The organism is Brevibacillus brevis (genome assembly GCF_022026395.1).
Taxonomy (GTDB): Bacteria; Bacillota; Bacilli; order Brevibacillales; family Brevibacillaceae; genus Brevibacillus.
In genome coordinates, this window is the sequence record NZ_CP041767.1 from 2,088,490 (window position 1) to 2,114,092 (window position 25,603).

The following is a 25,603-nucleotide window of genomic DNA, read 5'->3' on the forward strand; positions in this document are numbered from 1 at the left end:
GAAGTGCCCCCTGCTAAGAGGGCTTTTTTGTTCGTGTGTTCGTTGGTTGGATATACGGCGAATAGCGGGGCATACTGCTTCAAGAAGAGTGGTAAACAAGTTGGTTTATTAGGTAAATATTGGTATAAGTCAGTATAAAAATAGACACAGTTCAATAATAGTTGACTTCCACCTTATCCATCCCTTAGACTAGGAAAGGGTTTAGCTTATGTTATCAACATCGCTAGTGCGTAGGGGAGATTGTGTATGACAACCAATCACTATGACGTTGTTATTGTAGGTGGGGGACTTGCTGGTCTTTCCAGTGCCGCCTACCTGTCGTCGAAAGGCAAAAAAGTTGCAGTTTTGGAACGCGGTCAATTGGGTGGACGTGCCGTTACACTGAAGATCAAAGGATTTAACTTCAACTTCGGTGCCCACGCCATTTATGCTCGCGACAGCTCCGTTTTGAGAACGTTTGAAAAAGAATTGGGTCTGAGCATCGATTGGCAGGATTTCAATCCGACAAAAGCCAAGTACGATATTGGTAGCGATCTGACTGCAGTTCCGGCGAATGTACAAGGACTTTTCCAAACGAAGCTCTTAAAAGGCATGGACAAAGTATTGTTTACGTTTGAGATTTTGAAAACGATGCTAAAAATGGAGAAAGGCCATCCACATATGTCGATTCAAAAGTGGATGGAGAAAAAGCAAGTCAACGAAGAAGTGCGAGAAATGATGTTGACGCTTGCTTCTTCCAACTTTTTCACACGTGAACCTGAAAAGATTCCTTCTGACGTCTTCTTTTCTTACTACAGCCGTTTGTTTACAACGAATAAACCGGTAGCGTATATCGGTGGTGGCTGGCAAGCATTGATCAATGAATTCGTGCGTGTGATTGAAGCAAATCAGGGTACGATTCTGATCAAAACCAAAGTAGAAAAGTTCCAAGTAGAGAATGATCGTGTGGTTGGAGTGGTGACACCGGAGGGCGAATTTACGGCGGATGAATTTATTTGCTGTATTCCGCCGAAGGAGATGGCGAAAGTCTTTGCAGAGACTCGCCTGGAACATGCAATTGCACAGCATGCTGAATACGAGCCAACGGTTGTTATGGTGTATGACATTGGCTTGAAAGAGCGAATTGACGTACCGTTCTCCTACATCTACGAAAAAGCAAACAATATTTTCATTACCGATATCTCGTATTATGACCGCACTTGTGTACCTGAAGGCGGGCAGTTGCTGCAGGCGACTGCTTACATGCGTCAGGATGAAGTAGGAAACAAGGAAGCGGCCGAAATCCGCAAACAAGAGATTGAAAACCTGTATGACAAACATTTCCCGGGCTGGCGTGAACAACTGGTTGTGCCACGCGTTTCTGCTCGTGCAGTCGTACAGGAGATCAAATGGACCATGAATCAGAAGCCAATGCCGATTTTCATGCCAGATTACCGCAACCTGTTCTTCGCGGGTGACTGGTGTGAAGGACAAGGCCAGCTGTCTGAGCTGTCTTTCTCTAGCGCAATGAACGTTGCCAAGCTGATTTTGGAAAAAGAATAAGTCAATGACGAGCGGGTGTTCCTTGAAGAAGGAATGCCTGCTTGTTTTTTCTCAGTCAACGTTTCAAAAAGAAAAGCCCGCCAATGTAGATGGCAGGCCACATGGATTACGCTTTCTGACTATATACGTGATAAACGAGATTGCCGATTTGCGCCATGACGTTGGCAGCATCCTTTTGTTCGAGTCCCTTGTTTAAAATGGACAAAGTGACAGCATGAGAACCGGTGTAGAGGATGCCGACATCATGCGTGATTTTGGTCACAGAGCCAGTCTTGTTGGCGAATTCCCATTTCGGAATCATCCCGATCACATCGCCGTCTGGGTCAGGCAAAAGGAAGGGAATGCGGTCACGGTGCTGCTGAGCCTTCAAGATGGCGACCATTTTTAAACAGCTGTCGTAGGAGATGACTTTTCCTGTTGCCACGTATCGGAGGTGACTTCCCATGTCTTTTGCCGTTACCTCATTGTATCCTTCCAATTCGGCTGGGACGACCATGAGCTTGTTGTAGAAGTGACTGTTTGTCATTTCGGTTTTTTGCATCGCATTGCGGATGCTCTCTGTTCCGACGAGATCAATCATCATGTTCGTGGCTGTATTGTCGCTTTGGATGATCATCAGGGTAACCAGGTCGCGAATCGTAAATTCAGTGCCGGGGGTCATATGCTGAAGAACACCTGCACCGCCAACGAGATCCTCTGCACGCAGTTTCATTTTGTCCTCTAAGGCAAACTTGCCTGCATACGCCTCTGCAAAAACAGCTGTCATGATCGGGACTTTGATTACACTGGCTGCATAAAAGCGTTGATCTTCGTTGATGGATAATGTTTCACCGGTTTGCAAATCTTCGAAAAAGATTCCCCATTCTCCTCCAGCGTCCTTGATCAGACTGGATATTTGGGCAAAAAGACTGGATAACATGCAGACCCATCTCCTTTTGTTTCGATGTAGACAAAATTTTCTCAAGATAATATTATTTAGTCATGCTCCTAACAAGCAAGAAGAATTATTCCTAAGATGGGGGTTTTGCTGTTGCATAAGTGGAAGAAACTATCATTTTGTGCTGTTCTGTTAACCAGTTTAGCGTTCGCTGGCTGTGGAACACCGCAAGCAAGCACCACGGGGGAGACGACAGGTGCGAAGCAGGAGCAGAGTAGCGCCCCCCAAGTGATGCAGGTCAACCTGAACACTGGTGAGCCAAGCACGATCGACCCTGGACTGGCAGAAGATATCCCTTCGATGTCTGTTGCCCGTGCAGCATTTGATGGCCTCCTGCGCTTGAATGAAAAAGGCGAGCTGAAAGAGGCGGTCGCAGAGAAGTATGAGGTTTCCGCTGATGGTCTCACGTACACCTTCCATTTGCGAGAGTCCAAATGGACCAATGGAGATCCGGTTACGGCTCATGACTTCGAGTACGCATGGAAACGGGTTCTCGACCCGAAAACCGCTTCCAGTTACGCGTATCAGATGTACTATTTGAAAAATGGGCAAGCTTTTAACGCCAACAAGGCAAAAGCCGAAGATGTCGGCGTGAAGGCAACTGACGACAAGACACTGGTTGTTACACTGGAAAACCCGGCACCGTTTTTCCCGGAACTAGTTGCGTCTGTCACCTATTTCCCAGTCAACAAAAAAGCGGTTGAGGCCGACAAAGAGTGGGCTTCGAAGCCAGAGACGTACATTACAAACGGGCCATTCAGCTTGAAAAATTGGGAGCACAAATCAAAGATTGAATTCGAAAAGAGCGATTCTTACTGGGATAAGGACACTGTCAAATTGTCCAAGCTGACGTTGAACATGATCGAGGATGCCAATACAGAGCTGTCGATGTTTGAAAAAGGTGATCTGGACTGGGCGGGCTCGCCACTGGGCGATTTGCCACTGGATGCATTGGATGCTCTAAAACAATCCGGAAAGATGCAAGCTCAAGCGACAGCGGGTACGTACTGGTACATTTTTAATACGACGCAAAAGCCGTTTGACAACAAAAAGATTCGTCAGGCATTTGCTACGGCAGTCAATCGTCAGGAAATTTCCGATAATGTCGTACCATACAAGAGCACGCCAGCGACGGGTATTCTCCCGCCGACCATGGCACTCACGCCAGAGGGCTACATCAAAGACGGCGATGTAGAGACCGCGAAGAAGCTATTGGCAGAAGGTATGAAAGAAGCGGGGATCAAAGAGTTGCCACCGATTACGATTGCATACAATACGTCAGAGGTCAATTCACGTATTGCGACAGTCATTCAGGATCAATGGCGCAAAGCGTTTGGCATCGAAGTCAAACTGGTTAACAAAGAGAACAAGGTTCACCGTGAAGACATGAAGCAAGGAAACTTCACCATCGGTCGTGGTAGCTGGATTGGCGATTTCAACGATCCGATCAACTTCCTGGAGGTATTCAAGGGTGGACTGAATACATCCAAATGGGAAAACAAGGAGTTCCTCGATTTGCTCGCGCAATCTGCCAAAGAAGGGGATGCAGCGAAGCGTAAGGAAATCCTCAAGAAAGCTGAACAAATCGTCATGGATGAAATGCCTGCGTTGCCAATCTACTATTTCACCTATGCGTGGGTGAAGCAGGATAGCGTAAAAGATGTGGTAGTAGATGCACTCGGGTTCATCGACTTCAAGTATGCTTCCAATCAAAAGTAATCATGAGTCTGTGAGGGAGTGACTGGCGTGCGTCCGATCATTGGTGTGGCATGTACGAAAATGTATTTTCCAAAGAACGATCTCGACCAGTTTTTCTATGTAGGTTCAGGCTATGTGAACGGAATTGCCCGCAGTGGCGGTACTCCACTGATCTTGCCACTGCTGACGATTCAGGATGCTCCGTTTCGTGAGATGATCGAATCCCTGGACGGCTTGATTTTGTCCGGCGGTGAAGATCCTGCGCCACATTTGTACGGCGAAGACCCGCAGCAAGGGCTGGGCGATATCAATTACGAAAGAGACATCACAGAGCTTGAGATTATCAAGATTGCGCTGGAGCTGAAAAAGCCAATCCTGGGCATTTGCCGCGGAATGCAAATTTTGAATGTGGCGTGTGGCGGCACCCTCATTCAAGATATCCCGAGCCAAGTACCAGGAGCATTACAGCATGCACAGAAGGGTTCACGGCAATACGGGGTGCACAAGATTACGCTGCAACCTGGCTTTGTAGCGGATGCCCTCGGAAAGACAGAGGTGCTCGTGAACACCTCTCACCACCAAGCAGTCAAAGACATAGCACCGGGCTTTAAAGTCACAGGATGCGCGGCTGATGGTGTGATTGAGGCGATGGAAAGCCTCGACGGGCTACATGTGGGCGTACAGTGGCATCCAGAACGGATGTGGGCACACGACGACGACATGTTGAAGATTGCCGAGGCATTTGTTGCTCGGGCAAAGCAGTTGAAGCTGCAAACGACTAATTAGAATAGCAATGAGAGAAACCGTTTTGGGATTGCCCAGAGCGGTTTTTTGCATGCGGGAGGGCTTCACCGTGCGGGTTGCTCCAGCCAATGGTAGAAGTGTAGTCAAACAAGGATAAATGACAGGCAGGCAGAATCGAACTTCACGTAAGAGAATGGATTTTCGTGAGGTGAGTTTTTGAAGAAAATAATTGTAGTTATTTTGCTGAACGCGAAATGAAAATGATTTTGACATTCCGGAAGCCCTTGTATACTGAGCATAGAGGTGAGAGAAATGTTAAAGGTCGGAGACTCGGCTCCCGTCTTTACTGCGGCGAGTACAAAAGGAACCGTTGATCTTAGGGATCACATCGGCAAAGAAAATATCGTCCTCATTTTCTATCCGGGAGATGACACCCCGATTTGCACGAAGCAGCTATGTGCGGTTCAGGATCACTACACCAAAATCGAACGAGCAAACACAGTCGTTTTTGGCGTCAATCCAGGTGGCATGGACAAAAAGCGCTCATTCGCCGATAAGTTCCGCTATGAATTTCCATTGATCATGGATGAAGATGAATCCATTCGAAAAGCGTACGATGTTGGAAAAGTTCTCGGGCTGTTTTTCCAACAACGCATCGTGTACATCATCGGAAAAAACGGAACAATCTTATCTGCCAAAAAAGGAAATCCTCCAGTATCAGAGCTGCTACAGGTAATCGAAAACCAAACCTAGGACGTTCTCGCTTGCGTCAATGGAAAAAAACAGGGATAATAGAAATGAGAATGTATGTTTGGTGGGTATCCCTATGAAAAAAATTCTTCACTTGGATATTGACGCATTTTTTGCGAGTGTAGAGCAGTTAGATCGTCCAGAACTGCGGGGGAAGCCGGTCATTGTCGGGGGAACTGGCAATCGAGGTGTGGTATCGACCTGCAGCTACGAGGCACGCAAATACGGTGTTCGCTCCGCAATGCCTATCGCCATGGCGAGGAAAAAATGTCCGCAAGGCTTTTATTTGCCTGTCCGCTATAGCCGTTATATCGAAAAATCTGTTGAAGTCAGACAGATATTTACTTCTTATACAGAGCGTTATCAAACAGTAGGTTTAGACGAGGCTTATTTAGACGTGTCCCATTATGAAAATGCGGTACCCATTGCCCGTGATATCAAGAGGCGAATCAAACGAGAGACCGGACTTACTTGCAGCATCGGACTTTCCTACAATATGTCGTTGGCGAAAATCGCCAGTGATTTGAAAAAGCCGGATGCCTTTGTCATCATCCGACCAGAGCAGGCTTTGGATGTGCTGCGGTCGTTGCCAATTGGTACCTTGCATGGAGTTGGTAAAAAGTCACAAGAGCTGCTCGCGAAAAAGGGGATTGAGACGGTAGAGGATTTTTGGCGGCTTTCACTTGATGAGGCCACTACGCTATTTGGGAAGTTTGGTCGTTCTCTCTATTACCGGGCGAGAGGAGAAGACAATCGCGAAATCGAAATGGACCGCGCTCCGAAATCATTGAGCCGTGAAACGACACTGCCATTTGATTTGTTTGACAGGGATGCGATTGCTCCGATTGCCATCTCCCTCTTGCGTGAGGTCGAAGAGGACATCCGCGAAGAAGGGGTTGAACCCCAGACGATAACGCTCAAAATCAAGTACGCGGACTTTACCCAGCGGACCAAGCAGCACAAGGCTGTGGCAGGGGCTAACTGGCAGGAGCTGTTGGACGATTTGCTCGACGCTTTTGACTATACAGCGGGCGTTCGATTAGTTGGCGTAGGGTTTTCGAATTTTGCCGAGCAACAAGGGGAGCGGTACGAGCAGCTATCGATGTTTTCGTGGAAGCTCGGAAAGTAAGGGAGGGAGAACGGTGGAGACAGAGAATGCCTTTCATTGCTGTGCGACCTGTATTCATTTTCGTGTGGAAAAAGGGGCGGGAGGAGTCAGCTATCGATGCTCTCGTCTAACCTATGAGACACGTCCGGACTATCGATTCCAATGCTGGACTCCGACAGAGAAGGTCAAGCGACTGATGGAAGCACGGAAAAGTCAACGATAGCGACAAAAAGAGGCACCCCCTTCGTTCTGATCGACAAAGGAGGTGCCTTTTCTATTCATGTGTCAGGTCGAGAGGACCATCACTTCCTCCGAACCATCCATTTCGCCATTTGAAATAAAGCCGAACGACTCATACAGCTTGCGAGCGAACTCGTTTTCAGGATGAATACTCAAGTAAATGCGCGTACAGCTGTAGCGTCTGCACATTTCTTCAACGAGCATGTTCAAAAATTGTTTGGCGTAACCCTTACCCTGATGGCGAACATCAATCATAAAGCGGTCCAGCCAAATTCGGCCATTCTCTACTTCGATTCCGTGCATGGCATAACCGACAGCGATGTCTTTGTCATACAGACCGCATGATATCCATTCCGGTTCAAAACCTGATTGGGCGATGGAAAAAGCGTTGCTCTCGATGAAGGAGTGTTGACCTTCCTTTACAGTCAAGCAGGCAATTTGGCGCCAATTTTCTTTCGTAATTTCACGAATAGACAAGCTCAAAATTTCATCTCGCTTTCCTTTGTGCCAAGACTGGCGGAATTGCTTGCTTTTAATTGGACAAAAAGGAAAATGCCGAAGCCTAGGATGGATGCTGCCACAATCAGGAGGGCAGAGGATACAGGAAATAAATCCGTCAATATTCCCCCTGCCAGTGGGCCTGCCACCATTCCGATTCCGTGAAACATATTAAAGAGAGAGTACGCCGTGCCGTATGCGCCGCTTCCACCTTGGTCAATGATGGCTCCCAATGTAGCCAAGGTTGGCGATAAGGTAAAACCGATGCTCGCGCCAACCAGGGCCATTGCGAGCATTGCTTGCCAGAGGGAGTCCGCCCACGCCAAAAATGGCAGAAACACAGCCAACGTCAAGATTCCGCCAAACATGAGTTTGTACGGATTCATGCGGCTGGAAAGGGAGCCGGCAACTGGAGCGATCAATCCGTATGCGAGTGTCATGACCCCAAACAAAAGACCAATCGATGTCGGCGTCATGCTGAGCTTCTCTGTAAAAAATACGGGCAACGTCGGTTCCAGCAAACAAAGGGAAATTTCAGCCAACAGGACGATTCCAGCGATAAAAATGACTTGCGGATTGCGGATGAATCCACCGACATGAAGCTTTTCACTGACACTTCTCGTCGCGTCTTCCTTCAAGAACAAGTAAACCAGCACAATGTTGATCACGGTAAAGGCTGCTGCTGCCAGGAAAGGCATACGATGGTCACTGATTTCAAACAACCATCCGCCAATCGGCGCTCCGAGCAAGGTACCGGTCGAAATCGCCGTCAATGCAATTCCCATAACAGCTCCGCGCATTTTGGATGGGAACAAATCCGCCAGGAGGGCAAGGGCAGTTGGCCAAGTAGCCGCAGCAGCAATGCCTTGAACAAAGCGCGCGGTAATCAACAAGGCCATTGTTTCAGAGAAAGCAAACAATAACGTGGAAGCGGCGAGACCGAGCAACCCGACCAAAAGCATGGTCCGTCTGCCGATCCGATCAGATATCGGCCCGAAAATAGGGGTGGCAATGAGCATCGCGACCGCATAGCTGCTAAACAGCACGCCCATCATCGTGGAGGATGGCTGCAGCTTTTCCGTAAAATAAGGAACAATCGGAATCAACAAGCTGTACAGCAGCATGTCGATGAAAAGGATCAGGATGACAAACAGTAGTCCGATTCGTTGTTGTTTGGTCATTTGTGTAAAAATAGACATGATGGAACACCTCTTAACTATATAAACTATTTTTGTTTTATTGGTTTTCTTGCATAGAACAATATCGTGGTCTTCCAAAGGTAGCGGGATGACCACGAATCATTTGTTATCTTTTATCTGCTGGTACCAATCCAAACAAGAGGACATCTACAATAGCGGAAAGCGCCTCTGAGACAGTAATCTGGTTTTTCATGTAAAAGCGCTGGTCGAGTGTAGAATTCAGCGCATCGACAATAACCTTCAGCATGAGGGTGACGTCCATATTGACGATGAGCCCTTCTCGAATCGCTTGCTCGAGAAGAACGCGCAGGGTTTGCCAATCCTCGGATAAAGACGCCTCGACTTGGGCATATTGCTCAGGATAATATCGCTTCATCTGTTCGAGGATGCGCAAATCATAAAATTCATAGTGTGTCGGTAAAACCATCATGACGCCTTTGATTTTATCGATAAGAGAGAGACTGTCGTCTGCGAGAATTTGCTGTGTTTTTTCATCGCCCTCTTCAAAGGACTGTTGAATGATTGTTTCCAGAATTTCCACCTTGGATGAGAAGTGCTCGTACAACGTGCGTTTGCTGATCCCGAGCCGCTTCGCCAAATCATCCATGGAGAATTTCATGCCTTTATCGCGAATCTCTTCAATAAAACCTTTCATGATCCGGTTTTTAATTGCAATCAACCCCCCAGCTCAGCATAAAAGAAAACTATAAAAACAAAAATAGTTTTCTTGGTAACATTATTTTACACAGGTTGGCAGAGCAATGCAAGTGGTGATCATGCTTTTTGTTTTGCAACCAAGTGGTCGATTATGGTATAGTAGGTGCCGAAATCGCGGTTGATTGCTTCACATCATTTGGAGGTGCCCCGTGTTTTTAGAGAAGCTGATGCCTAGTCAGTTCGTCGAATCAATCCATCACATTGACATAGATCAATTGAAACGAAATAACATCCGTGCGGTGATTACAGACTTGGATAATACCTTGGTGGAATGGGACAGGCCACATGCAACCCAGGAGGTCATTAACTGGCTTGCTCGCATGCATGAGGCAGGTATACAGGTCACTGTTGTCTCCAATAACAACAAGGAGCGTGTAGACCGCTTCTGTGCCCCATTAAATCTCGGGTTTATTTATGCGGCTAAAAAGCCGACAAACCGTGCCTTTTTGCAGGCAGTGCGGCAGATGAATGTAACCATCGCTGAGACTGTTGTCATTGGCGATCAATTGTTTACCGATGTGCTGGGAGGAAATCGATTAGGATTTCATACGATCCTGGTTGTTCCTGTAGCCCAGACGGATGGTTTTTGGACGCGCTTTAATCGTCAGATGGAGCGTGTGGCCCTTATTTGGATGGAGAGGAAAGGAATGGTTTCGTGGAGGAGAAAAGCATGACGGAACAAACGCATGGCTCCTGTGCTGGATGTGGGATTGCCATTCAGACAGCAGATGCAAAAAAGCCTGGCTATGCACCTGAATCCGCGCTTGGCAGAAAGGTAGTCATTTGCCAGCGGTGTTATCGCATCAAGCATTATAATGAAGTAGCTCCTGTAGGGATGGGCGATGACGACTTCCTCAAGATTTTGGATGGTATCGGTTCTACGGAGTCGCTTGTCGTGATGGTGGTCGATATCTTTGATTTCCAGGGCTCCTGGCTCAAGGGTTTGCCACGATTTGTCGGGAAAAATCCGATTTTGCTCGTGGGTAACAAGGTCGATCTGCTGCCAAGAAACATCAACCTGAACCGCGTGCGTAACTGGATGCAGCACGAAGCAAAAGAACGCGGACTGCGCCCAGAGGATGTCGTACTGATCAGTGCGCAAAAAGGGCTTCATATCGATGAACTGTTGAATCGCATTGGAGAGCTGCGCAAAGGCCGAGATGTTTACATTGTCGGTGTGACCAACGTAGGAAAGTCGACCATGATCAACCGCATCTTGCATGACTACGGTGCGGCTGAGCTGGAGATTACGACTTCGCCATTCCCTGGTACAACACTGGACAAAATTGAGATTCCGCTTGAGGATGGCCGCTCCATTTTCGATACGCCGGGAATTATTAATCGCGACCAGATTGGACATATGGTATCCCCAACTGATCTGAGAAAGATTACCCCGACTAGCCGGATCAACTCCAAAGTGTATCAGCTCGATAATGGACAATCACTCTTTTTGGGTGGTTTGGCCCGTATCGACTTCGTACGCGGGGAGAGACAGCCGTTCATCATCTATGTGGACAACGACCTGTACATTCACCGGACGAAGCTGGAGAAAGCAGACGAAGTAATGCAAAAGCACCATGGAACCTTGCTGGTACCGCCAACAGGGGAGGAAGCTGCGAAAGCACTTCCGCCATTTGTGAAGCACACCTTTAAAATCAACAAGTCCACCACGACAACTGACATCGTAATTTCCGGCTTGGGCTGGGTCAGCATCCAAGGAAAACACGAAGCGAGTGTTGTCGTGCATGCACCTAAAGGCGTAAGTGTTGGGATGCGCAAAGGGCTGATCTAGCTTACACAAGAAAAGTCGAGATAGCCTTGCCCCTTGCCATATGCTAGAGAGAGACGTCCGGGGAGGAAGAGCTCCATGATTACAAGCAAAACACAACTGGTTGGCCTGTTTGGGCATCCAGTTTCCCACTCGCAATCACCGATGATGCACAATACAGCTTTTTCCGAGACCGGGTTGGGGTTTGCCTATGCTGCGTTCGATGTTGAACCGGAAAATCTGGAAGATGCAGTCGCGGGTATTCGCGCGTTAGGCTTGAAAGGGATTAACGTCACGATCCCCCACAAGGTTGCGATCATGCCGATGCTGGATGAAATCGATCCGCTTGCCAAGCGAATCGGTGCCGTCAATACCGTCGTTTCTCGTGATGGACGCTTGATCGGCTACAACACAGATGGTATGGGCTATGTTCGTTCGCTTGTGGAAGAGACGGGAATCGTTCTTGAAAAGCAAGTGGTAACCATGGTAGGGGCTGGTGGCGCTGCCCGTGCAGTCGCGTTTACCTTGGCTGAACAAGGAGTCAAGGAAATTCGCATCATCAATCGTTCCAGGGAAAGAGCCGCGGTATTGGCTGAGCATGTCGGAACGATTGTACCTACGAAAATCGTAGAACAGGGCGAAGGGGAAGCAGCTATCGCGGACTCATCGCTGTTGATCAATACGACATCGATCGGAATGCTGCCAAACGTACAGGAGACCCCTGTGTCAGCAGAATGGCTTCATTCTGGTTTAACTGTTAGCGATCTGATTTATAACCCGCTCGAAACACGTCTGCTCAAAGAAGCGCGTGCCATCGGAGCCACTGTTCATTCCGGAATCGGCATGTTCGTGAATCAAGGTGCACTGGCATTCGAACTGTGGACGGGCGAACGAGCACCGACTGGGGTTATGCGTGAGGTCGTCTTGCAACAATTAAAGAAAACAACCTGATTGGCAGGATGTAAAAGGAGGCATTGCCGATGTTGACTGGCAAGCAAAAGCGCTTTTTGCGCGCAGAAGCACATCATCTCACCCCTATTTTCCAAGTTGGAAAAGGCGGCGTAAATGAAAACATGATCACGCAGATCAAAGAAGCGTTAGAAGTACGTGAATTGATCAAGGTAGCGATTTTGCAAAACAATAATGACGATAAACATCAAGTGGCAGAAGATCTGGCAGCAGGTGCTGGAGCAGAGCTTGTGCAGTTGATTGGCCATACAGTTGTCTTGTACAAAGAGTCCCGGGAGAACAAGACGATCAAGCTGCCATAAGTGACCTGCATGCGATGAGACAGCCAATCAAGCAAGTAGGGATCATGGGAGGAACGTTTGACCCGATTCATTGCGGGCACTTGCTGGCGGCTGAACAAGCCAGAGAGCAAGCGGGGCTGGATGAAGTCTGGTTTATGCCTACACACGTTCCACCGCACAAAAAGAGAGAGAGTCTGACGCTGGCGCATCACCGCTTGCAAATGGTTCAGCTTGCCGTGTCTGATCACGAAGTGTTTCGTGTAACAGATGTGGAGTTCGAAAGAAAAGGCCCATCGTACACGTACGATACGATGGCTCAGCTCATCAGGCAGTTCCCGGATTGCCGGTTTTCCTTTATCATGGGGGGAGATATGGTAAAAATCTTGCCCAAATGGTACCAGTACCAAGAGCTGATTCATATGGTACGCTTTATAGGTCTGGCGAGGCCAGGAACCGAACTGGACCTGAAATCGAGCGAGGACGTCACATTTGTGGAGATGCCTGTTTGGGACATTTCCTCCACGATGATTCGCGAGAAGGTAGCTGCCAGGAAAAGCATCCGTTATCTTGTACCTGATGCCGTGGAGCGCTATATAAAGGAGAACCGAATCTATGAGACTTTTGGATAATCGGGAAGAGCTTCTCGTTCGCGTACGGCAACAAATGCATGAAAAACGCTACAAGCACACGCTAGGGGTCGCTGCGTCGGCTCGCGAACTGGCTGAGAGATTCGGGGCTGATCCCGACAAAGCCGAGCTTGCTGGACTGTTGCACGATTACTGTAAGTGCTGGCCAGTGGAAAAAATGTTTGAGATACTCGTTCGCCACGATATGCCTACAGAGCTTTTGGAAGGGGAAAAAGAGCTGTGGCACGCCTTTGCAGCAGCGATTGTGATCCAGACAGATCTAGGCGTAACGGATGCAGATATTTTACAAGCCGTTCGCTACCATACAACGGGTCGGGCTGGCATGTCCCTGTTAGAAAAAGTCGTTTGTGTGGCAGACTATATAGAACCGAACCGAGTTTACCCTGGTGTCGATTTTATTCGCGCCAAAGCCATGTATGATTTGGATGCCGCCCTGGCCCTCGCCTTGGGAGGCACGATTCAATTTTTGATAGAGAAGCAAAAGACGGTTTTCCCGTTGACATTGACGGCATATAACGATTTGGTTTCCCGCAAAGGGAGAGAAGGAGGGTTTTGATGGTTAAAACAGTAGAAGATTTGGCCCAATTGGTTGTGAAGGCAGCGGAGGACAAGAAAGCAGAGAACTTGAAGGTGCTCGATATTAAAAAGCTGTCCGTGATCGCAGACTATTTCATGATTTGCCACGGAAACAACGAGCGTCAAGTACAGGCAATTGTTCGCGAAATCCGTGACCAAGCCCACAAAAACGGCTTTGACGTCCGCGGTATCGAGGGAGCGGATGAAGGTCGCTGGGTACTGGTTGATCTGGGCGATATCGTCATTCATGTTTTCCATCGCGAAGATCGCGAGTTTTACAACCTGGAGCGCCTGTGGAAGGACGCAGAGGAAGTTTCCTTCAGCGAGCAAGGGTAAGGTCAGATGGCATACGCACACATGGCCGCTGTATATGACAGGCTGATGGCGGATACTCCTTATGACCAGTGGCTCGACTGGGTCGAGCGTCATTGGGCAAAGGGAGAGAAGCCTGTGCGGGTCATTGATCTTGGTTGTGGGACGGGCACGATTGCGATCCCACTCGCCAAGCGGGGATACCGCGTTACTGGAGTGGATCTCTCTACAGAAATGCTTGCGATTGCCTATGACAAAATGAGGCAGGAGCAAGTGGATGTAGCGTGGGTGGAGCAGGATATGCGGGAGCTGTCCTTGCCGGAAGCGGATGCGGTCATCTCCTTGTGTGATTCATTGAGCTATCTTACAGAGGAAGCGGATGTGCAGGAAACGTTCAAGCGCGTTTTCGCTCATCTCGCGCCTGGTGGGAGCTTTCTGTTTGATGTGCACAGTCCGTACAAGATGCTGCACATTTTCGGAGACGAGACGTTCACACATGTAGAAGATGAAGTTTCGTACATTTGGCAATGTTTTTGCGACCCACTGCGTCTCGAGGTAGAGCATCAGTTAACGTTTTTCATTCGTCAGCCAAACGGATTGTACGAGCGGATGGAAGAAGAGCATTGGCAACGGGCTTATCAGCCTGTCCAACTGATGCGCTGGCTGACAGATGCCGGCTTCACAGACATCGTCATCACTGCTGATTACTCGGATATGCCGCCACAAGAAGCGAGTGAGCGCCTATTTTTCTCAGCCCGCAAGCCGAAAAGTTTGACATGATTGGTTCGGATTGACTATAATGGCGTTATAACTACAGATTTCGACGCGTTTAAGAGGAATAGTAGGTATAGGATTCGAGCATTCACAGAGAGTTGACGGATGGTGCAAGTCAACCCGAATCTATCTGAACTCACCTCCCAGCACTTGCCCCCAAGGTCATTTACGCCATGATTGTGTAAGGGTGAGCGGCTTATCCCCGATACGGATGAAACAAGTGGGTGAATGCTTGTCATTTGCCAATCTGGGTGGTACCGCGGGAATGTAAACAACCTCTCGTCCCTTTCGCAAGAGCGATCTGGGATGTGAGGTTTTTTTATAATATCGGAAAGTATATTCTTCTTTGGGTTTCTTCCCGATATTACGGAAACCATTCCGCTCATACGCGATCGCTCAACCTTGAGCAATCCTCGATAGAGGTTTTCTTATTTTCACCTATTTTAAGATGGGAGTGCTTTACCATGGTATTCAGTCATCAAAATGTCGAAAAGAAGTGGCAGCAATATTGGGAGCAGAACAAGACCTTCAAAACCTCCGAGGATGAAGGCAAGAAAAAGTTTTACGCACTCGACATGTTCCCGTATCCATCTGGAGCTGGCCTGCACGTAGGACATCCAGAGGGCTATACGGCTACTGATATTTTGTCCCGCATGAAGCGGATGCAAGGATATAACGTTCTCCATCCAATGGGCTGGGATGCGTTTGGTTTGCCAGCGGAGCAATACGCGCTCGATACAGGAAACGATCCAGCGGAATTCACCGAGCACAATATTAACACCTTCCGCCGCCAAATTAAGTCGCTCGGATTTTCCTACGACTGGGATCGCGAAATCAATACGACCGATCCGAACTACTACAAGTGGACACAGTGGATTTTTACGAAGCTGTATGAGCACGGCTTGGCTTATATTGACGAAGTAGCTGTAAACTGGTGCCCTGCTTTGGGAACGGTTTTGGCAAACGAAGAAGTCATTGACGGAAAAAGTGAGCGTGGCGGACACCCAGTAGAACGCCGCCCAATGAAGCAATGGGTCCTGAAAATTACTGCATATGCGGAAAGACTGCTCGCTGACCTGGATGAACTGGATTGGCCAGAGAGCATCAAGGAAATGCAACGCAACTGGATCGGTCGTTCTGAAGGGGCAGAAGTAACCTTTGGTATCGAAGGTCATGACGAAACCTTTACCGTCTTTACGACTCGTCCAGACACTCTCTACGGAGCAACTTATGCGGTACTGGCTCCTGAGCACAAGCTGGTTGAGCAAATTACCGTACCAACTCAAAAAGAAGCAGTGGAAGCGTACCTGGATCAAGCGAAACGCAAGAGCGATCTGGAGCGTACTGATCTGGCGAAAGAAAAGACAGGAGTATTTACCGGAGCGTATGCGATCAACCCGGTTAACGGCGAGCGTCTGCCAATCTGGATTGCAGATTATGTGCTGATCAGCTACGGAACAGGCTCCATCATGGCAGTTCCAGCGCACGATGAACGCGACTATGAGTTCGCGAAAACGTTTGATCTGCCAATCAAGCAAGTAATCGCTGGTGGTGATATCTCCAAGGAAGCATATACTGGCGACGGAGAGCACATCAACTCCGGCATGCTCGATGGTTTGAACAAAGAACAGGCTATCAGCAAAATGATCGAGTGGCTGGAAGCGGAAGGCAAAGGAAATCGCAAGGTAACGTACCGACTGCGCGACTGGCTGTTCAGCCGTCAACGCTACTGGGGTGAGCCAATTCCGATTCTCCATCTGGAAGACGGCACGATGAAAGTCGTTCCGGAATCCGAACTGCCAATCATGTTGCCAAAAACAAAAGAAATCAAACCATCCGGTACAGGTGAATCGCCATTGGCAAACATCTCGGAGTGGGTTAACACTATCGATCCGGAAACAGGCATGAAAGCACGTCGTGAGACAAACACGATGCCGCAATGGGCGGGTAGCTGCTGGTACTTCCTGCGCTTCATCGATCCACACAACGACAAGGCATTGGCTGATCCAGACAAACTGAAAGAATGGCTGCCAATCGACATTTACATTGGTGGTGCAGAGCACGCGGTACTGCACTTGCTCTACTCTCGCTTCTGGCACAAGTTCCTGTACGATATCGGTGTCGTACCAACCAAGGAACCATTCCAAAAGCTGTTTAACCAAGGGATGATCTTGGGTGAAAACAACGAGAAAATGAGTAAATCCAAAGGCAACGTCGTAAATCCTGACGATATCATCAACAGCCATGGTGCCGACACACTGCGCATGTACGAAATGTTCATGGGACCATTGGATGCTTCGATCGCTTGGTCGACAAAAGGCTTGGATGGCGCACGCCGCTTCTTGGATCGCGTATATCGTCTGTTTGTGGGCGACAACGGTGAACTGAACGAAAAAATCGTGGAAACCTCCAACGTGGCTGGCATGGAGCGCGTGTACCACCAAACTGTGAAAAAAGTAACAGAAGACTACGAGGGCCTGCGATTCAATACAGGTATCTCTCAGTTGATGGTATTCGTCAACGAAGCATACAAAGCGGAAGTTCTGCCGAAGAAATTCATGGAGGACTTTGTGAAAATGCTGTCTCCTATCGCTCCGCACTTGGGTGAAGAGCTGTGGGAAAAACTCGGTCACAGCGAGAGTCTGGCTTACGCAGCATGGCCTACGTATGACGAAGCGAAGCTGGTTGAAGACGAGGTAGAAATCGTCCTGCAAATTAACGGCAAAAACAAAGAGAAGCTACTCATCGCTTCTGATTCGACCAAAGAACAGATGGAAGAGATGGCGAAAAACAACGAGATGATTAAAGAGCTGATTGAAGGAAAAACGATCGTCAAAGTCATCGCTGTTCCAGGCAAACTGGTGAATATCGTCGTTCGTTAAGAAAAGGACGGCACGGAAATAAGAAGAGGAGTGGGGCCTGCGAGTGACAGGTATCCACTCCTTTTTTGTAAATATCGCTTCTTCGTTTTGCGCTAATGCGGCTGATTGTTTAAATTTCGTGCAACCAGTTCCTGATCCTCGGCAAACTTCGCTTGTGTGCGGCGAAACACTTGGGCGAAAAGCCCGGGAATCCCGTCTTGCAAAGGAATCAGACCTTCCCCCGTAATTCCACCGGGCACGCAGACCCTCTTTTGCAAAGTAGGGAGGGTGAATGCTTCTTCGCGTAAAAGATCTGCCATTCCAATTAGCATTTGCGTGGTCATGTAAGTAGCAGCTTCTGCGGAAATGCCAGTTTCTTCAACAGCTTCTTGAATCATTTGCTGCAAAATATAGCTGATAAACGCAGGACCACAACTGACAATGTCAGAAGTAATTCGTAAAAATGGCTCCGAAATCTCTACAGGGGAGCTAATGTGGGCAAACAGACTTCGTATAAAATGACGTTGTTCCTCTTGGATACGTGATCCAAATTCACATAAGCTGACTCCGCTCATTACAGCATTTGTTATTGAAGGAACAACTCTGGCAACGGCACAAGGAACTTGAGACTCCAAATCGGCCAGCTTGATCGGACTGGTGATTGTAATCAACAGGTGTTCCGGCGTTAGTGCGGGAGCAATTTGTTCGAGCATCACGCTATATTCCAGTGGCTTGACGCACAGAACGATTGTAGCAGCTTCTTTGACCAAATCGGCATTACTGTGCGCGACAATGAGCCCGGGATGTTTTTCTGCCAGTTGCTGCGCCTTCGCAGGGGTTCTGTTGCTGATAATGATATGACCAGGACTAAGCGCCTTGGCCGACAGCAATGATTCAATCAAGATACTGCCCATGCTGCCCGTACCAATGAACCCAATTCTATTCATGGGCATACCTCCCTCCAATATTCTTTTCCCATTCTATGTAGGAGTGTCTATGATCATGACCAGATCTCATTGTACCACCAGCCGATCCTTTATCCGTGTAAACATCTTGTCGCCAATTCCTTCAATCTGTTTCAGGTCATCCGCCGAACGAAATGGACCTTGTTTTGACCGGTAATCCACGATTGCCTTGGCACGCGCTTCTCCAATGCCGGGAAGGCTCATGAGCTCTTCTGCAGTTGCCGTGTTGAGATTAATGGCTGAGGAGGCACCAGTGGTGGATACGCTGGCAGCAGATTGTACAAGGCCAATGGATGTAGAGACTGGCTCGCTTGCCCCTTTAGCCGGGATGACAAGAGCTGCTCCATCTGTGAGCGGCGCTGCCAAATTGATCTGGACAAGGTCAGCGTCAGGTAGTGCTCCTCCTGCTTTTTCGATGGCATTTGCGACACGTGTACCTGGTTCAAATTGGTACAAACCGGGATTTTTTACTCGCCCTTTCACATCGACAAAGAGAGGAGGGGAGAGTTGTTTCTTATCCTTATCTATTTCCGGTGTCGTTTTTACAGGCTTGGCAGGTTGAGCAGTTGCTGAATCATCCGTCCCTTCTTTTGTTTCAACATCCGATGCTGCATAAGCAGGAGAATGCAACGGTAGTTCGCCAGTCTTATGCGATTGGTCGCGTTGATATAACCAAAAGCTACAACCGACAAACAGAACAGCCGAAGTCAACAAGATGAAACGACGATAACGCTCCCACCACTCCAGCACCATAACAAAAAACCCTCCCGTCCTTCACATAGCAATACGTGCATAGAGAGAACTTGTTCTCTATTAACGATGCTACGAAAAGTAAGAGAGGGTCTGCAAATTTATTTATTGTGTTTGCGCTGTTTAGCCGATATGCTGCAGCGAATTTTTCTTGCGACGAAGGTCTACATTCGGGCTGACATAAGGCTCAAAATTGTGCTTTTGCTCAATGAAGATTTGATGCCACAGCATGAAGACCAGGATCGTCCAGATTTTGCGGCTGTAATCCGCATTGCCTTCGCGGTGTTCATCGAGCATGTACAGCACATAGGCCTTATTGATCAAATTATCCACCTTGGATTCGAAAATGATCTCTTTTGCCCATTTGTAAAATTCGTTTTTGAGCCAATGACGAGTCGGAACAGGGAAGCCCAGTTTCTTTCTCGTTTGGATCTCAGGTGGCAAGAAGTCTTTCATCGCTTCACGAAGCACGTGCTTGGTCGTGCCGTTGGCAATTTTGTACTTCGTTGGAATGGTAGCGGCGAATTCAAACACCTTCAGATCAATGAAAGGCACTCGCAACTCCAAAGAATTGGCCATGGTCATCTTGTCGGCCTTCATCAAAATGTTGCCTCTGAGCCATGTATGAATGTCCAAGTATTGCATCTTGGTCACATCGTCGTATTCAGAAGCGCGTTTGTAAATCTCTTCAGTAATGGTGAAAGGAGATACATACGATTCCGAACGGGTAATATCTTCCATGACGACACGCTTTTTCATCTCTTCGCTGAAAATCAGTGCGTTTCCGAAGAAGCGTTGTTCAACCGTTTTCGATCCGCGAATGAGGAAGTTTTTCCCTTTTACCTGATCGGGGAGGCGTTCTGCCATGTATCCGATGGATTGACGCATCCAGCCCGGCATCCCGGAAAACATTTTGAGAGAATGAGGCTCTCTGTAAATATTGTATCCGCCAAAAAATTCATCTGCACCTTCACCGGACAATACGACGGTTACGTGTTCACTCGCCATCTGTGCTACGAAATAGAGCAGGATGGCAGATGGGTCCGCTACCGGTTCGTCTTGATGCCAGATCAGTCGTGGCAATTCATCCATGTACTGCTTGGCGTTTATCACGCGCTCGAAATGCTCCGATCCCAAATATGCTGCGGTTCGCTTCGCATAATCGAGCTCGCTATAGCCAGGAATATCTGAGCCGACAGAAAAAGATTTGACTGGCTCGAATGTACGCAGCATCCCAACGATACTGCTAGAGTCAACACCACTAGACAAGAAGGCACCACGAGAAACTTCGCTAATCCGGTGTTTGTCGACAGATTCGAGCATGACACTGCGCGTACCCTCAACAAAATAAGAGAACGGCTTGCTTTCATCAGGCTTGAATTCTACATCCCAGTACCTTTCCAGCTTGATCTGGTCGTTTTCAATTACGAACGAGTGTGCAGGCGGTATACGGTAAATGCCAGCAAACATCGTTTCAGGATCAGGTACATATTGGAACGTCAAATAGTGATAAAAAGCGGTTGGATTCACTTCACGCTTGAATCCTGGCAGCTCCAGCAAACTCTTAATCTCGCTGGCAACCCCGATCGAATCATTCGTCTCGACATAGTAGAGAGGCTTGATTCCAAAATGGTCACGTGCCCCAAACAGACGTTTTTTACGGGAGTCGTAGATTGTAAAGCCAAACATCCCGCGTAAATGCTTAGGTGCATCTGTTCCTACCTCTTCATAAAGGTGGAGGATGGTTTCAATATCAGAATCGGTATGGAAAACGTGACCGATGTCCTTTAACCATTGTTGTAACTCTTTGTAATTGTAGATTTCGCCGTTACCAATAATCCAGATGTCACGTGTTTCGTTAAACAGCGGTTGATGTCCGCCTTCCACGTCAATGATGCTTAAACGACGAAAGCCCAGGGCGATGTTGTCTTCAAGGTGAAAACCATCGTCATCTGGACCACGGTGCAGGATGACACCCGTCATTGCACTAATCGCTTCTTGTTGAACAGGCTTTTGCCGCTTGTTATAGAGTGATACGATTCCGCACATAAGAAATGACTCTTCCTCTCACTGGATTGCTCCTGCTAACTCTATCATGTATCGACCATCAGCGCAATCTCTTATGAGTGCCAGTGATTGACCTCGAAAACGCTGATTCTACAAGGGAATTAGCCTTTCTTCTTTTCTATTTTTGTCCCCATTCGGTTAGATATACTCCCTGAGGAGACCATGAATCGTTCGACAAAACGGTTCATGAAAGAACAGGACGGGGGGATTGCAGTGTCAGTATGGATAGCAAGCCTAGCGATGATGATCGGTCTTATTCTGTCCGCCTATTTGCATCCTGCTTGGCTGCTGTTGGCTGCGGGCGTATCATGGGCACTCGTTGCATGTATCCCGTTACCATACCGCAAATACGTCGCATACTACTCACTGATTTCTATTCTAGCAGGTCTCTTTTTTTATGGGTACGAGAATCTCCACAGCTCTGAAGTGAAACCATTGGCAGAAAGGGAGCAGAGCATCTGGATAGAAGGAGTCATTGATTCGCCTGTGAGACGGGACGGGGATGTAGCACGTTTTTTTGTCACGATAACATCTTGGGGTGAAAACGAGCGTGATCAAAATGAGCATCGGTCTTTCGAAAAAATCGCGCTTCGTGTTAAACTTGCTTCTTTCCAGGAAGCTGTACAAATAGAGCAGTGGAGACGTGGCAGTGTTGTCGTGGCACCGATTCGACTATCCTTACCGGCTCCCGCGCGCAATCCTTATGCGTTCGACTACGCTAGCTACTTGTATTGGCAAGGTGTCCATGTCACAGGGGAAACAAGCTTTCAATCGGTAGCGATGACACCTGCTTTTTCCGTGTGGGCGAGCTTCCAAGAATGGCAGGACTCGGGTGCCAAGCGAATTGAATCATTATTTACAGATACAGAAACGGCGGGATACATGAAGTCGCTCCTGCTTGGTCTTGGACAAGAGGTGAACCCTGAGCTTGCGGCGATGTATTCGAATTTGGGCTTAAGTCATATCCTCGCGATTTCCGGTTTGCATGTGACATTGGTCAGTTCCATGTTTATGTGGTGTTTGGAGCGGATTGGAATCAGACGCAGACTGGCATTTGTCGTAACGATTTTGTTCTTGATCGGGTATGTTCTCCTGGTGGGAGCAAGCGCGTCCGCGATTCGATCTGGATTGATGGGAAGTGTAGGTCTTCTCTGTCAAGTAATTGGAAAGAGGTTGGATGGCAAGGACGTTTGGGCTGGGGCACTTATTCTGATGCTGGTGGTAAATCCGTATCAGCTGTGGCATGTCGGTTTTCAGCTTTCTTTTGCGGTGACACTTGGTCTGATTATTTTTGTTCCATATAGCTTGCATGTGTTTATCCGGGTACCCGTCTGGATTCGTACACTTGTGGCGGTTACTTTGTCAGCCCAGCTCGTTTCTTTTCCGTTTCTCATCTACCATTTTCATCTGTTTTCACCTGTGTCATGGCTGGTCAATTTGGTGGTGACACCGATTCTTTCGGCCATAGCGCTACCATTCGGGTATATCGCGGTTGTCCTCGATTTCGTCCACCCGTTTTTGGCGGTGCTCCCTGTTTGGATATCGACGGCAATGTTGAAATGGATTCATCTCCCGTTGTTTGCTATTGAAAAAATAAGGCTCCCCTTCACTTATTGGCCGCATCCTTCGTGGTGGTGGCTTGCTTTGTATACCTGTTTTTTGGGGGTACTGCCCATTGCATGGAGGTTGGGCTATCATCGAAAGCGTGATATAATGCTTACTTTCGTTATATTTCTCTCGTTCATAGTAGTGGCCAGACAGCCGTTTTCAGGAGTCGAAGAAGTGCGAATTACCTTCCTTGATGTCGGACAAGGGGATTCCATCGTTGTCGAAATTGGTGATAAGAAGGTATACTTAATGGATGCGGGTGGGACAATGCGGTTCCCAGCGGCTGAACCATGGATGGAAAAGCGTGACCCATTTGAGGTGGGGAAAGACGTCGTTCTGCCGTTTTTGATGGCCAGAGGAATCGAGAAAATCGATCGTGTCATCATGACGCATGGCGATCTGGATCACATCGGGGGATTCAAATCGCTTGTTCCTCATTTTTCTTTTGGAGAGGTATTGGTGAATGGAACAGTACCTTCGAAATTGGAGGGCGAGATTGTCCGGCTTTTCCAACAGGAAGGAGTTCCGATACTAACCGGGCTTCCGGGTCAATCATGGTCAGATGGACCGGGAATCGAGTGGAAGTGGCTGCACCCAGGCGAATCGACCTTCTCAGGAAATGATGCATCCGTAGTACTCCAGCTGACTGCTTTCAACAAGTCTGTATTGTTTACGGGTGACATTGAAAAGGATGGAGAAAGTCAGCTTGTTCAAAACGGTTTGACTTCTGTGGATGTTTTGAAAGTAGCTCATCATGGAAGCAATACATCGAGTACCGAAGAGCTCCTTGCAGTCATAGCACCAAAAGCTGCTGTCATCTCTGCCGGGGTGAAAAATCGATACGGGCATCCTTCGTCCGAAGTGCTGCTTCGCTTAAAAAAATCGGGTTCTGCTGTGTACAGAACGGATGCTCATGGAGCGATTACGCTGGTTATTACACCTGCGGGATTGTATTGGCAGACCCAAATAATGGATACATAATCTGTTTGCAACTTTTTCAATGAGCGAACCGTCTGTAGGGGGGAGAAGCGAATATGCATGAGGCAGAGTTGATCAGGATGGCGCAATCCGGGGATCATGACGCGCTAGTCGAACTGCTTCGATCTATTGAGACCTCCGTTTACCGAAGCGCTTATTATATTCTAGGGAACGAACAAGACGCGCTTGATGCCTCCCAGGAAGTCCTCATTCGAATTTATCGAAAGTTGGACACCTATCAGGAAAAAGCAAAGTTCTCTACCTGGGTACAACGCATTGTCAGCAACGTCTGTATGGATAAATTTCGCGCGAAGAAGGAAACGGTCTCAATTGACGAGCACGAGTTGATCATTCCTGATCGTAACAACGTAGAAGAAGAAATCCTTCTCACCGGGCTGTCGAATGACATTCAGGAAGCCATCGGAAGATTGCCAAAGCAATATCGGATGGTTGTAGTACTCCGCTATCTGGAGGATTTGTCCTATCAAGAAATAGCGGAGGCGCTAGATTTGCCGCTTAACACGGTAAAGTCGTACTTATTTCGGGCTAGGCAACAGTTACAGGAGCTGTTGTACGACTACCAGAAAGGGGGGATCGGTTGATGACCAACGAAGAGATTTTTGAACTCATGCAGCGGGATCTGGATGGAGATCTGTCGGAGTCCGAGCAAGAACTGCTCCTACGTTTGATCCAGAAAGATGCTGATCTGCAGCTTATGTACAACCGTTTGAAAGATGTGTCACAACAATTAGAACATCTGCCCCCTGTCGTACCTCCGATCAGCATCGTAGATTCTATCCTGCCCAAGCTGGAGTTAGCCGCTGCAAAGCCTGTTGCGGTGAAATCTACGGTGAACGAGGAAATCCTGCCCACTCTGGAAGTTAAGCGCGAGTCGTCTTCGCTGCCGGAATCAAAAAAGTGGAAGCGGATGAAAGTGTGGATGGCCAGTCTTGGTAGTACGGCCGTCGCTGCTAGCTTATTGGTTGGCGTGCTGTTTTCGGGCGGTGATGGTAAGAAGCATGAAGTCGATTCGTTCCAGAACGGAACGGACATGACGCCAGCGGTCGTGGAACAACCCAAAGTTCCAGTCGATCCTACTCCTCAAAGCAATAATCCAATACCTTCAAATCCAAAAGAGGAAGAGGGCAAGGCCAAAAAGTCTACTGGAGCGGCTACTCAGACAAAGAGTAAAAAGCCACCGGCAAAGAACGTTCAAAAGCAAACACAGCCACCGAAGAAAACGAATCCGACACCACCACCAAAGAAAGCTGTACCTCCAACTCCAGTAGTTACAGAGGATCAACCAACGGGATGGCCGATCGGACTGGACGAGAATCCGGACAGAGAAGACAAAGAACCTGCTAATGACGATAAGGACGACGGCGGGGACAAGCAAGAGGAGAAAGACAAGGGAAAAAATAAAGAGAAGAAAAAAAATAAAGATAATGACTAACTTTTTTCCGCGTATGGACCGGCACCGCTTGCGGGGATTTTGCGTATAGTACATTATCAAGCACCCCCTGCTTACCGTTTGGGGAGGAGGAATCCCGGGGCTTTTCCCTAAACGTTTACATAGAGGTGCCAACGGATGAAAAAACCGCTACTGATTCACTG

25 protein-coding genes are annotated in these 25,603 nt (G+C 48.1%); 18 read left to right on the plus strand and 7 right to left on the minus strand.

What is annotated here, in order from left to right:
* Positions 1 to 246: 246 nt before the first annotated feature.
* Complete coding sequence (locus FO446_RS10320) at positions 247 to 1,542, plus strand: phytoene desaturase family protein (RefSeq protein ID WP_221868927.1); 1,296 nt, start codon at positions 247 to 249, stop codon at positions 1,540 to 1,542.
* Positions 1,543 to 1,648: 106 nt separating this feature from the next.
* Here the strand turns inward: FO446_RS10320 and FO446_RS10325 are convergent, their stop codons facing one another.
* Entirely contained in the window at positions 1,649 to 2,461 is an 813-nt protein-coding gene (locus FO446_RS10325) for a serine hydrolase (protein ID WP_173611518.1), read from the minus strand.
* A gap of 111 nt (positions 2,462 to 2,572) precedes the next feature.
* On the opposite strand from FO446_RS10325, the gene FO446_RS10330 reads away from it, so the two are divergent.
* The 5 genes from FO446_RS10330 to FO446_RS10350 all read left to right on the plus strand — a co-directional run bounded on the left by FO446_RS10330 (position 2,573) and on the right by FO446_RS10350 (position 7,002).
* A complete protein-coding gene (locus tag FO446_RS10330) occupies positions 2,573 to 4,198 on the plus strand; it encodes a peptide ABC transporter substrate-binding protein (RefSeq protein WP_221868928.1) in 1,626 nt (541 codons plus the stop codon).
* Positions 4,199 to 4,225: 27 nt separating this feature from the next.
* Entirely contained in the window at positions 4,226 to 4,963 is a 738-nt protein-coding gene (locus tag FO446_RS10335) for a gamma-glutamyl-gamma-aminobutyrate hydrolase family protein (protein ID WP_173611516.1), read from the plus strand.
* A 270-nt stretch (positions 4,964 to 5,233) separates the two neighbouring features.
* The gene (locus FO446_RS10340) at positions 5,234 to 5,674 is read left to right on the plus strand and encodes a peroxiredoxin (RefSeq protein WP_173611515.1); all 441 of its coding nucleotides are present in this window, start codon (positions 5,234 to 5,236) and stop codon (positions 5,672 to 5,674) included.
* A gap of 73 nt (positions 5,675 to 5,747) precedes the next feature.
* Positions 5,748 to 6,800 carry a DNA polymerase IV gene (locus tag FO446_RS10345; RefSeq protein ID WP_173611514.1) on the plus strand — a complete coding sequence of 351 codons (1,053 nt, stop codon included), beginning with the start codon at positions 5,748 to 5,750 and terminating at the stop codon, positions 6,798 to 6,800.
* Positions 6,801 to 6,813: 13 nt separating this feature from the next.
* On the plus strand, positions 6,814 to 7,002 hold the full coding sequence (locus FO446_RS10350; RefSeq protein WP_173611513.1) for a hypothetical protein: 189 nt from the start codon (positions 6,814 to 6,816) through the stop codon (positions 7,000 to 7,002).
* A 62-nt stretch (positions 7,003 to 7,064) separates the two neighbouring features.
* Here the strand turns inward: FO446_RS10350 and FO446_RS10355 are convergent, their stop codons facing one another.
* The 3 genes from FO446_RS10355 to FO446_RS10365 form a co-directional block, all read right to left on the minus strand.
* Complete coding sequence (locus FO446_RS10355) at positions 7,065 to 7,502, minus strand: GNAT family N-acetyltransferase (RefSeq protein ID WP_237900575.1); 438 nt, start codon at positions 7,500 to 7,502, stop codon at positions 7,065 to 7,067.
* Positions 7,499 to 8,716: an MFS transporter gene (locus tag FO446_RS10360; protein WP_237900577.1), complete on the minus strand. Its 1,218-nt coding sequence runs from the start codon at positions 8,714 to 8,716 to the stop codon at positions 7,499 to 7,501. The genes FO446_RS10355 and FO446_RS10360 overlap by 4 nt, the downstream gene beginning before the upstream one ends.
* Positions 8,717 to 8,822: 106 nt before the next feature.
* Positions 8,823 to 9,386: a TetR/AcrR family transcriptional regulator gene (locus FO446_RS10365; RefSeq protein WP_142064592.1), complete on the minus strand. Its 564-nt coding sequence runs from the start codon at positions 9,384 to 9,386 to the stop codon at positions 8,823 to 8,825.
* Between the two features lie 196 nt (positions 9,387 to 9,582).
* Here FO446_RS10365 and FO446_RS10370 point away from each other — a divergent pair, with 196 nt between their 5' ends.
* From FO446_RS10370 to leuS, 9 genes are all read left to right on the plus strand, one after another.
* On the plus strand, positions 9,583 to 10,107 hold the full coding sequence (locus FO446_RS10370; protein WP_088906841.1) for a YqeG family HAD IIIA-type phosphatase: 525 nt from the start codon (positions 9,583 to 9,585) through the stop codon (positions 10,105 to 10,107).
* Positions 10,104 to 11,225: a ribosome biogenesis GTPase YqeH gene (gene yqeH / locus FO446_RS10375; protein ID WP_237900579.1), complete on the plus strand. Its 1,122-nt coding sequence runs from the start codon at positions 10,104 to 10,106 to the stop codon at positions 11,223 to 11,225. Before FO446_RS10370 ends, yqeH begins: the two co-directional genes overlap by 4 nt.
* Before the next feature lie 75 nt (positions 11,226 to 11,300).
* Complete coding sequence (locus FO446_RS10380) at positions 11,301 to 12,152, plus strand: shikimate dehydrogenase (protein WP_237900581.1); 852 nt, start codon at positions 11,301 to 11,303, stop codon at positions 12,150 to 12,152.
* Positions 12,153 to 12,181: 29 nt separating this feature from the next.
* Positions 12,182 to 12,472 carry a ribosome assembly RNA-binding protein YhbY gene (gene yhbY / locus FO446_RS10385; RefSeq protein WP_007727776.1) on the plus strand — a complete coding sequence of 97 codons (291 nt, stop codon included), beginning with the start codon at positions 12,182 to 12,184 and terminating at the stop codon, positions 12,470 to 12,472.
* Positions 12,473 to 12,486: 14 nt separating this feature from the next.
* Positions 12,487 to 13,080: a nicotinate-nucleotide adenylyltransferase gene (locus tag FO446_RS10390; protein WP_221868933.1), complete on the plus strand. Its 594-nt coding sequence runs from the start codon at positions 12,487 to 12,489 to the stop codon at positions 13,078 to 13,080.
* On the plus strand, positions 13,064 to 13,654 hold the full coding sequence (gene yqeK / locus FO446_RS10395) for a bis(5'-nucleosyl)-tetraphosphatase (symmetrical) YqeK (RefSeq protein WP_088906844.1): 591 nt from the start codon (positions 13,064 to 13,066) through the stop codon (positions 13,652 to 13,654). The genes FO446_RS10390 and yqeK overlap by 17 nt, the downstream gene beginning before the upstream one ends.
* The gene (gene rsfS / locus FO446_RS10400; protein WP_173611506.1) at positions 13,654 to 14,010 is read left to right on the plus strand and encodes a ribosome silencing factor; all 357 of its coding nucleotides are present in this window, start codon (positions 13,654 to 13,656) and stop codon (positions 14,008 to 14,010) included. Before yqeK ends, rsfS begins: the two co-directional genes overlap by 1 nt.
* A 6-nt stretch (positions 14,011 to 14,016) precedes the next feature.
* The gene (locus FO446_RS10405) at positions 14,017 to 14,766 is read left to right on the plus strand and encodes a class I SAM-dependent DNA methyltransferase (RefSeq protein ID WP_221868935.1); all 750 of its coding nucleotides are present in this window, start codon (positions 14,017 to 14,019) and stop codon (positions 14,764 to 14,766) included.
* A 458-nt stretch (positions 14,767 to 15,224) separates the two neighbouring features.
* A complete protein-coding gene (gene leuS / locus FO446_RS10410) occupies positions 15,225 to 17,642 on the plus strand; it encodes a leucine--tRNA ligase (RefSeq protein ID WP_173611504.1) in 2,418 nt (805 codons plus the stop codon).
* A gap of 92 nt (positions 17,643 to 17,734) precedes the next feature.
* On the opposite strand, the gene comER is transcribed toward leuS, so the two are convergent.
* The 3 genes from comER to asnB form a co-directional block, all read right to left on the minus strand.
* On the minus strand, positions 17,735 to 18,568 hold the full coding sequence (gene comER, locus FO446_RS10415; protein WP_173611503.1) for a late competence protein ComER: 834 nt from the start codon (positions 18,566 to 18,568) through the stop codon (positions 17,735 to 17,737).
* Positions 18,569 to 18,634: 66 nt separating this feature from the next.
* Entirely contained in the window at positions 18,635 to 19,339 is a 705-nt protein-coding gene (locus FO446_RS10420) for a ComEA family DNA-binding protein (protein WP_237900583.1), read from the minus strand.
* Between the two features lie 120 nt (positions 19,340 to 19,459).
* Positions 19,460 to 21,385, minus strand: a complete 1,926-nt coding sequence (gene asnB / locus FO446_RS10425) for an asparagine synthase (glutamine-hydrolyzing) (protein WP_237900585.1) — start codon at positions 21,383 to 21,385, stop codon at positions 19,460 to 19,462.
* Positions 21,386 to 21,589: 204 nt separating this feature from the next.
* On the opposite strand from asnB, the gene FO446_RS10430 reads away from it, so the two are divergent.
* Genes FO446_RS10430 through FO446_RS10440 form a run of 3 tightly spaced genes read left to right on the plus strand, consistent with a single transcriptional unit; the run spans position 21,590 to position 25,442 of the window.
* A complete protein-coding gene (locus FO446_RS10430; protein WP_330873254.1) occupies positions 21,590 to 23,992 on the plus strand; it encodes a DNA internalization-related competence protein ComEC/Rec2 in 2,403 nt (800 codons plus the stop codon).
* 53 nt (positions 23,993 to 24,045) lie between these two features.
* Positions 24,046 to 24,591 carry an RNA polymerase sigma factor gene (locus FO446_RS10435; RefSeq protein WP_012685711.1) on the plus strand — a complete coding sequence of 182 codons (546 nt, stop codon included), beginning with the start codon at positions 24,046 to 24,048 and terminating at the stop codon, positions 24,589 to 24,591.
* Positions 24,591 to 25,442, plus strand: coding sequence for an anti-sigma factor family protein (locus FO446_RS10440; protein ID WP_173611500.1), 852 nt, complete (start codon positions 24,591 to 24,593; stop codon positions 25,440 to 25,442). Before FO446_RS10435 ends, FO446_RS10440 begins: the two co-directional genes overlap by 1 nt.
* The last annotated feature ends 161 nt before the right edge of the window (positions 25,443 to 25,603 follow it).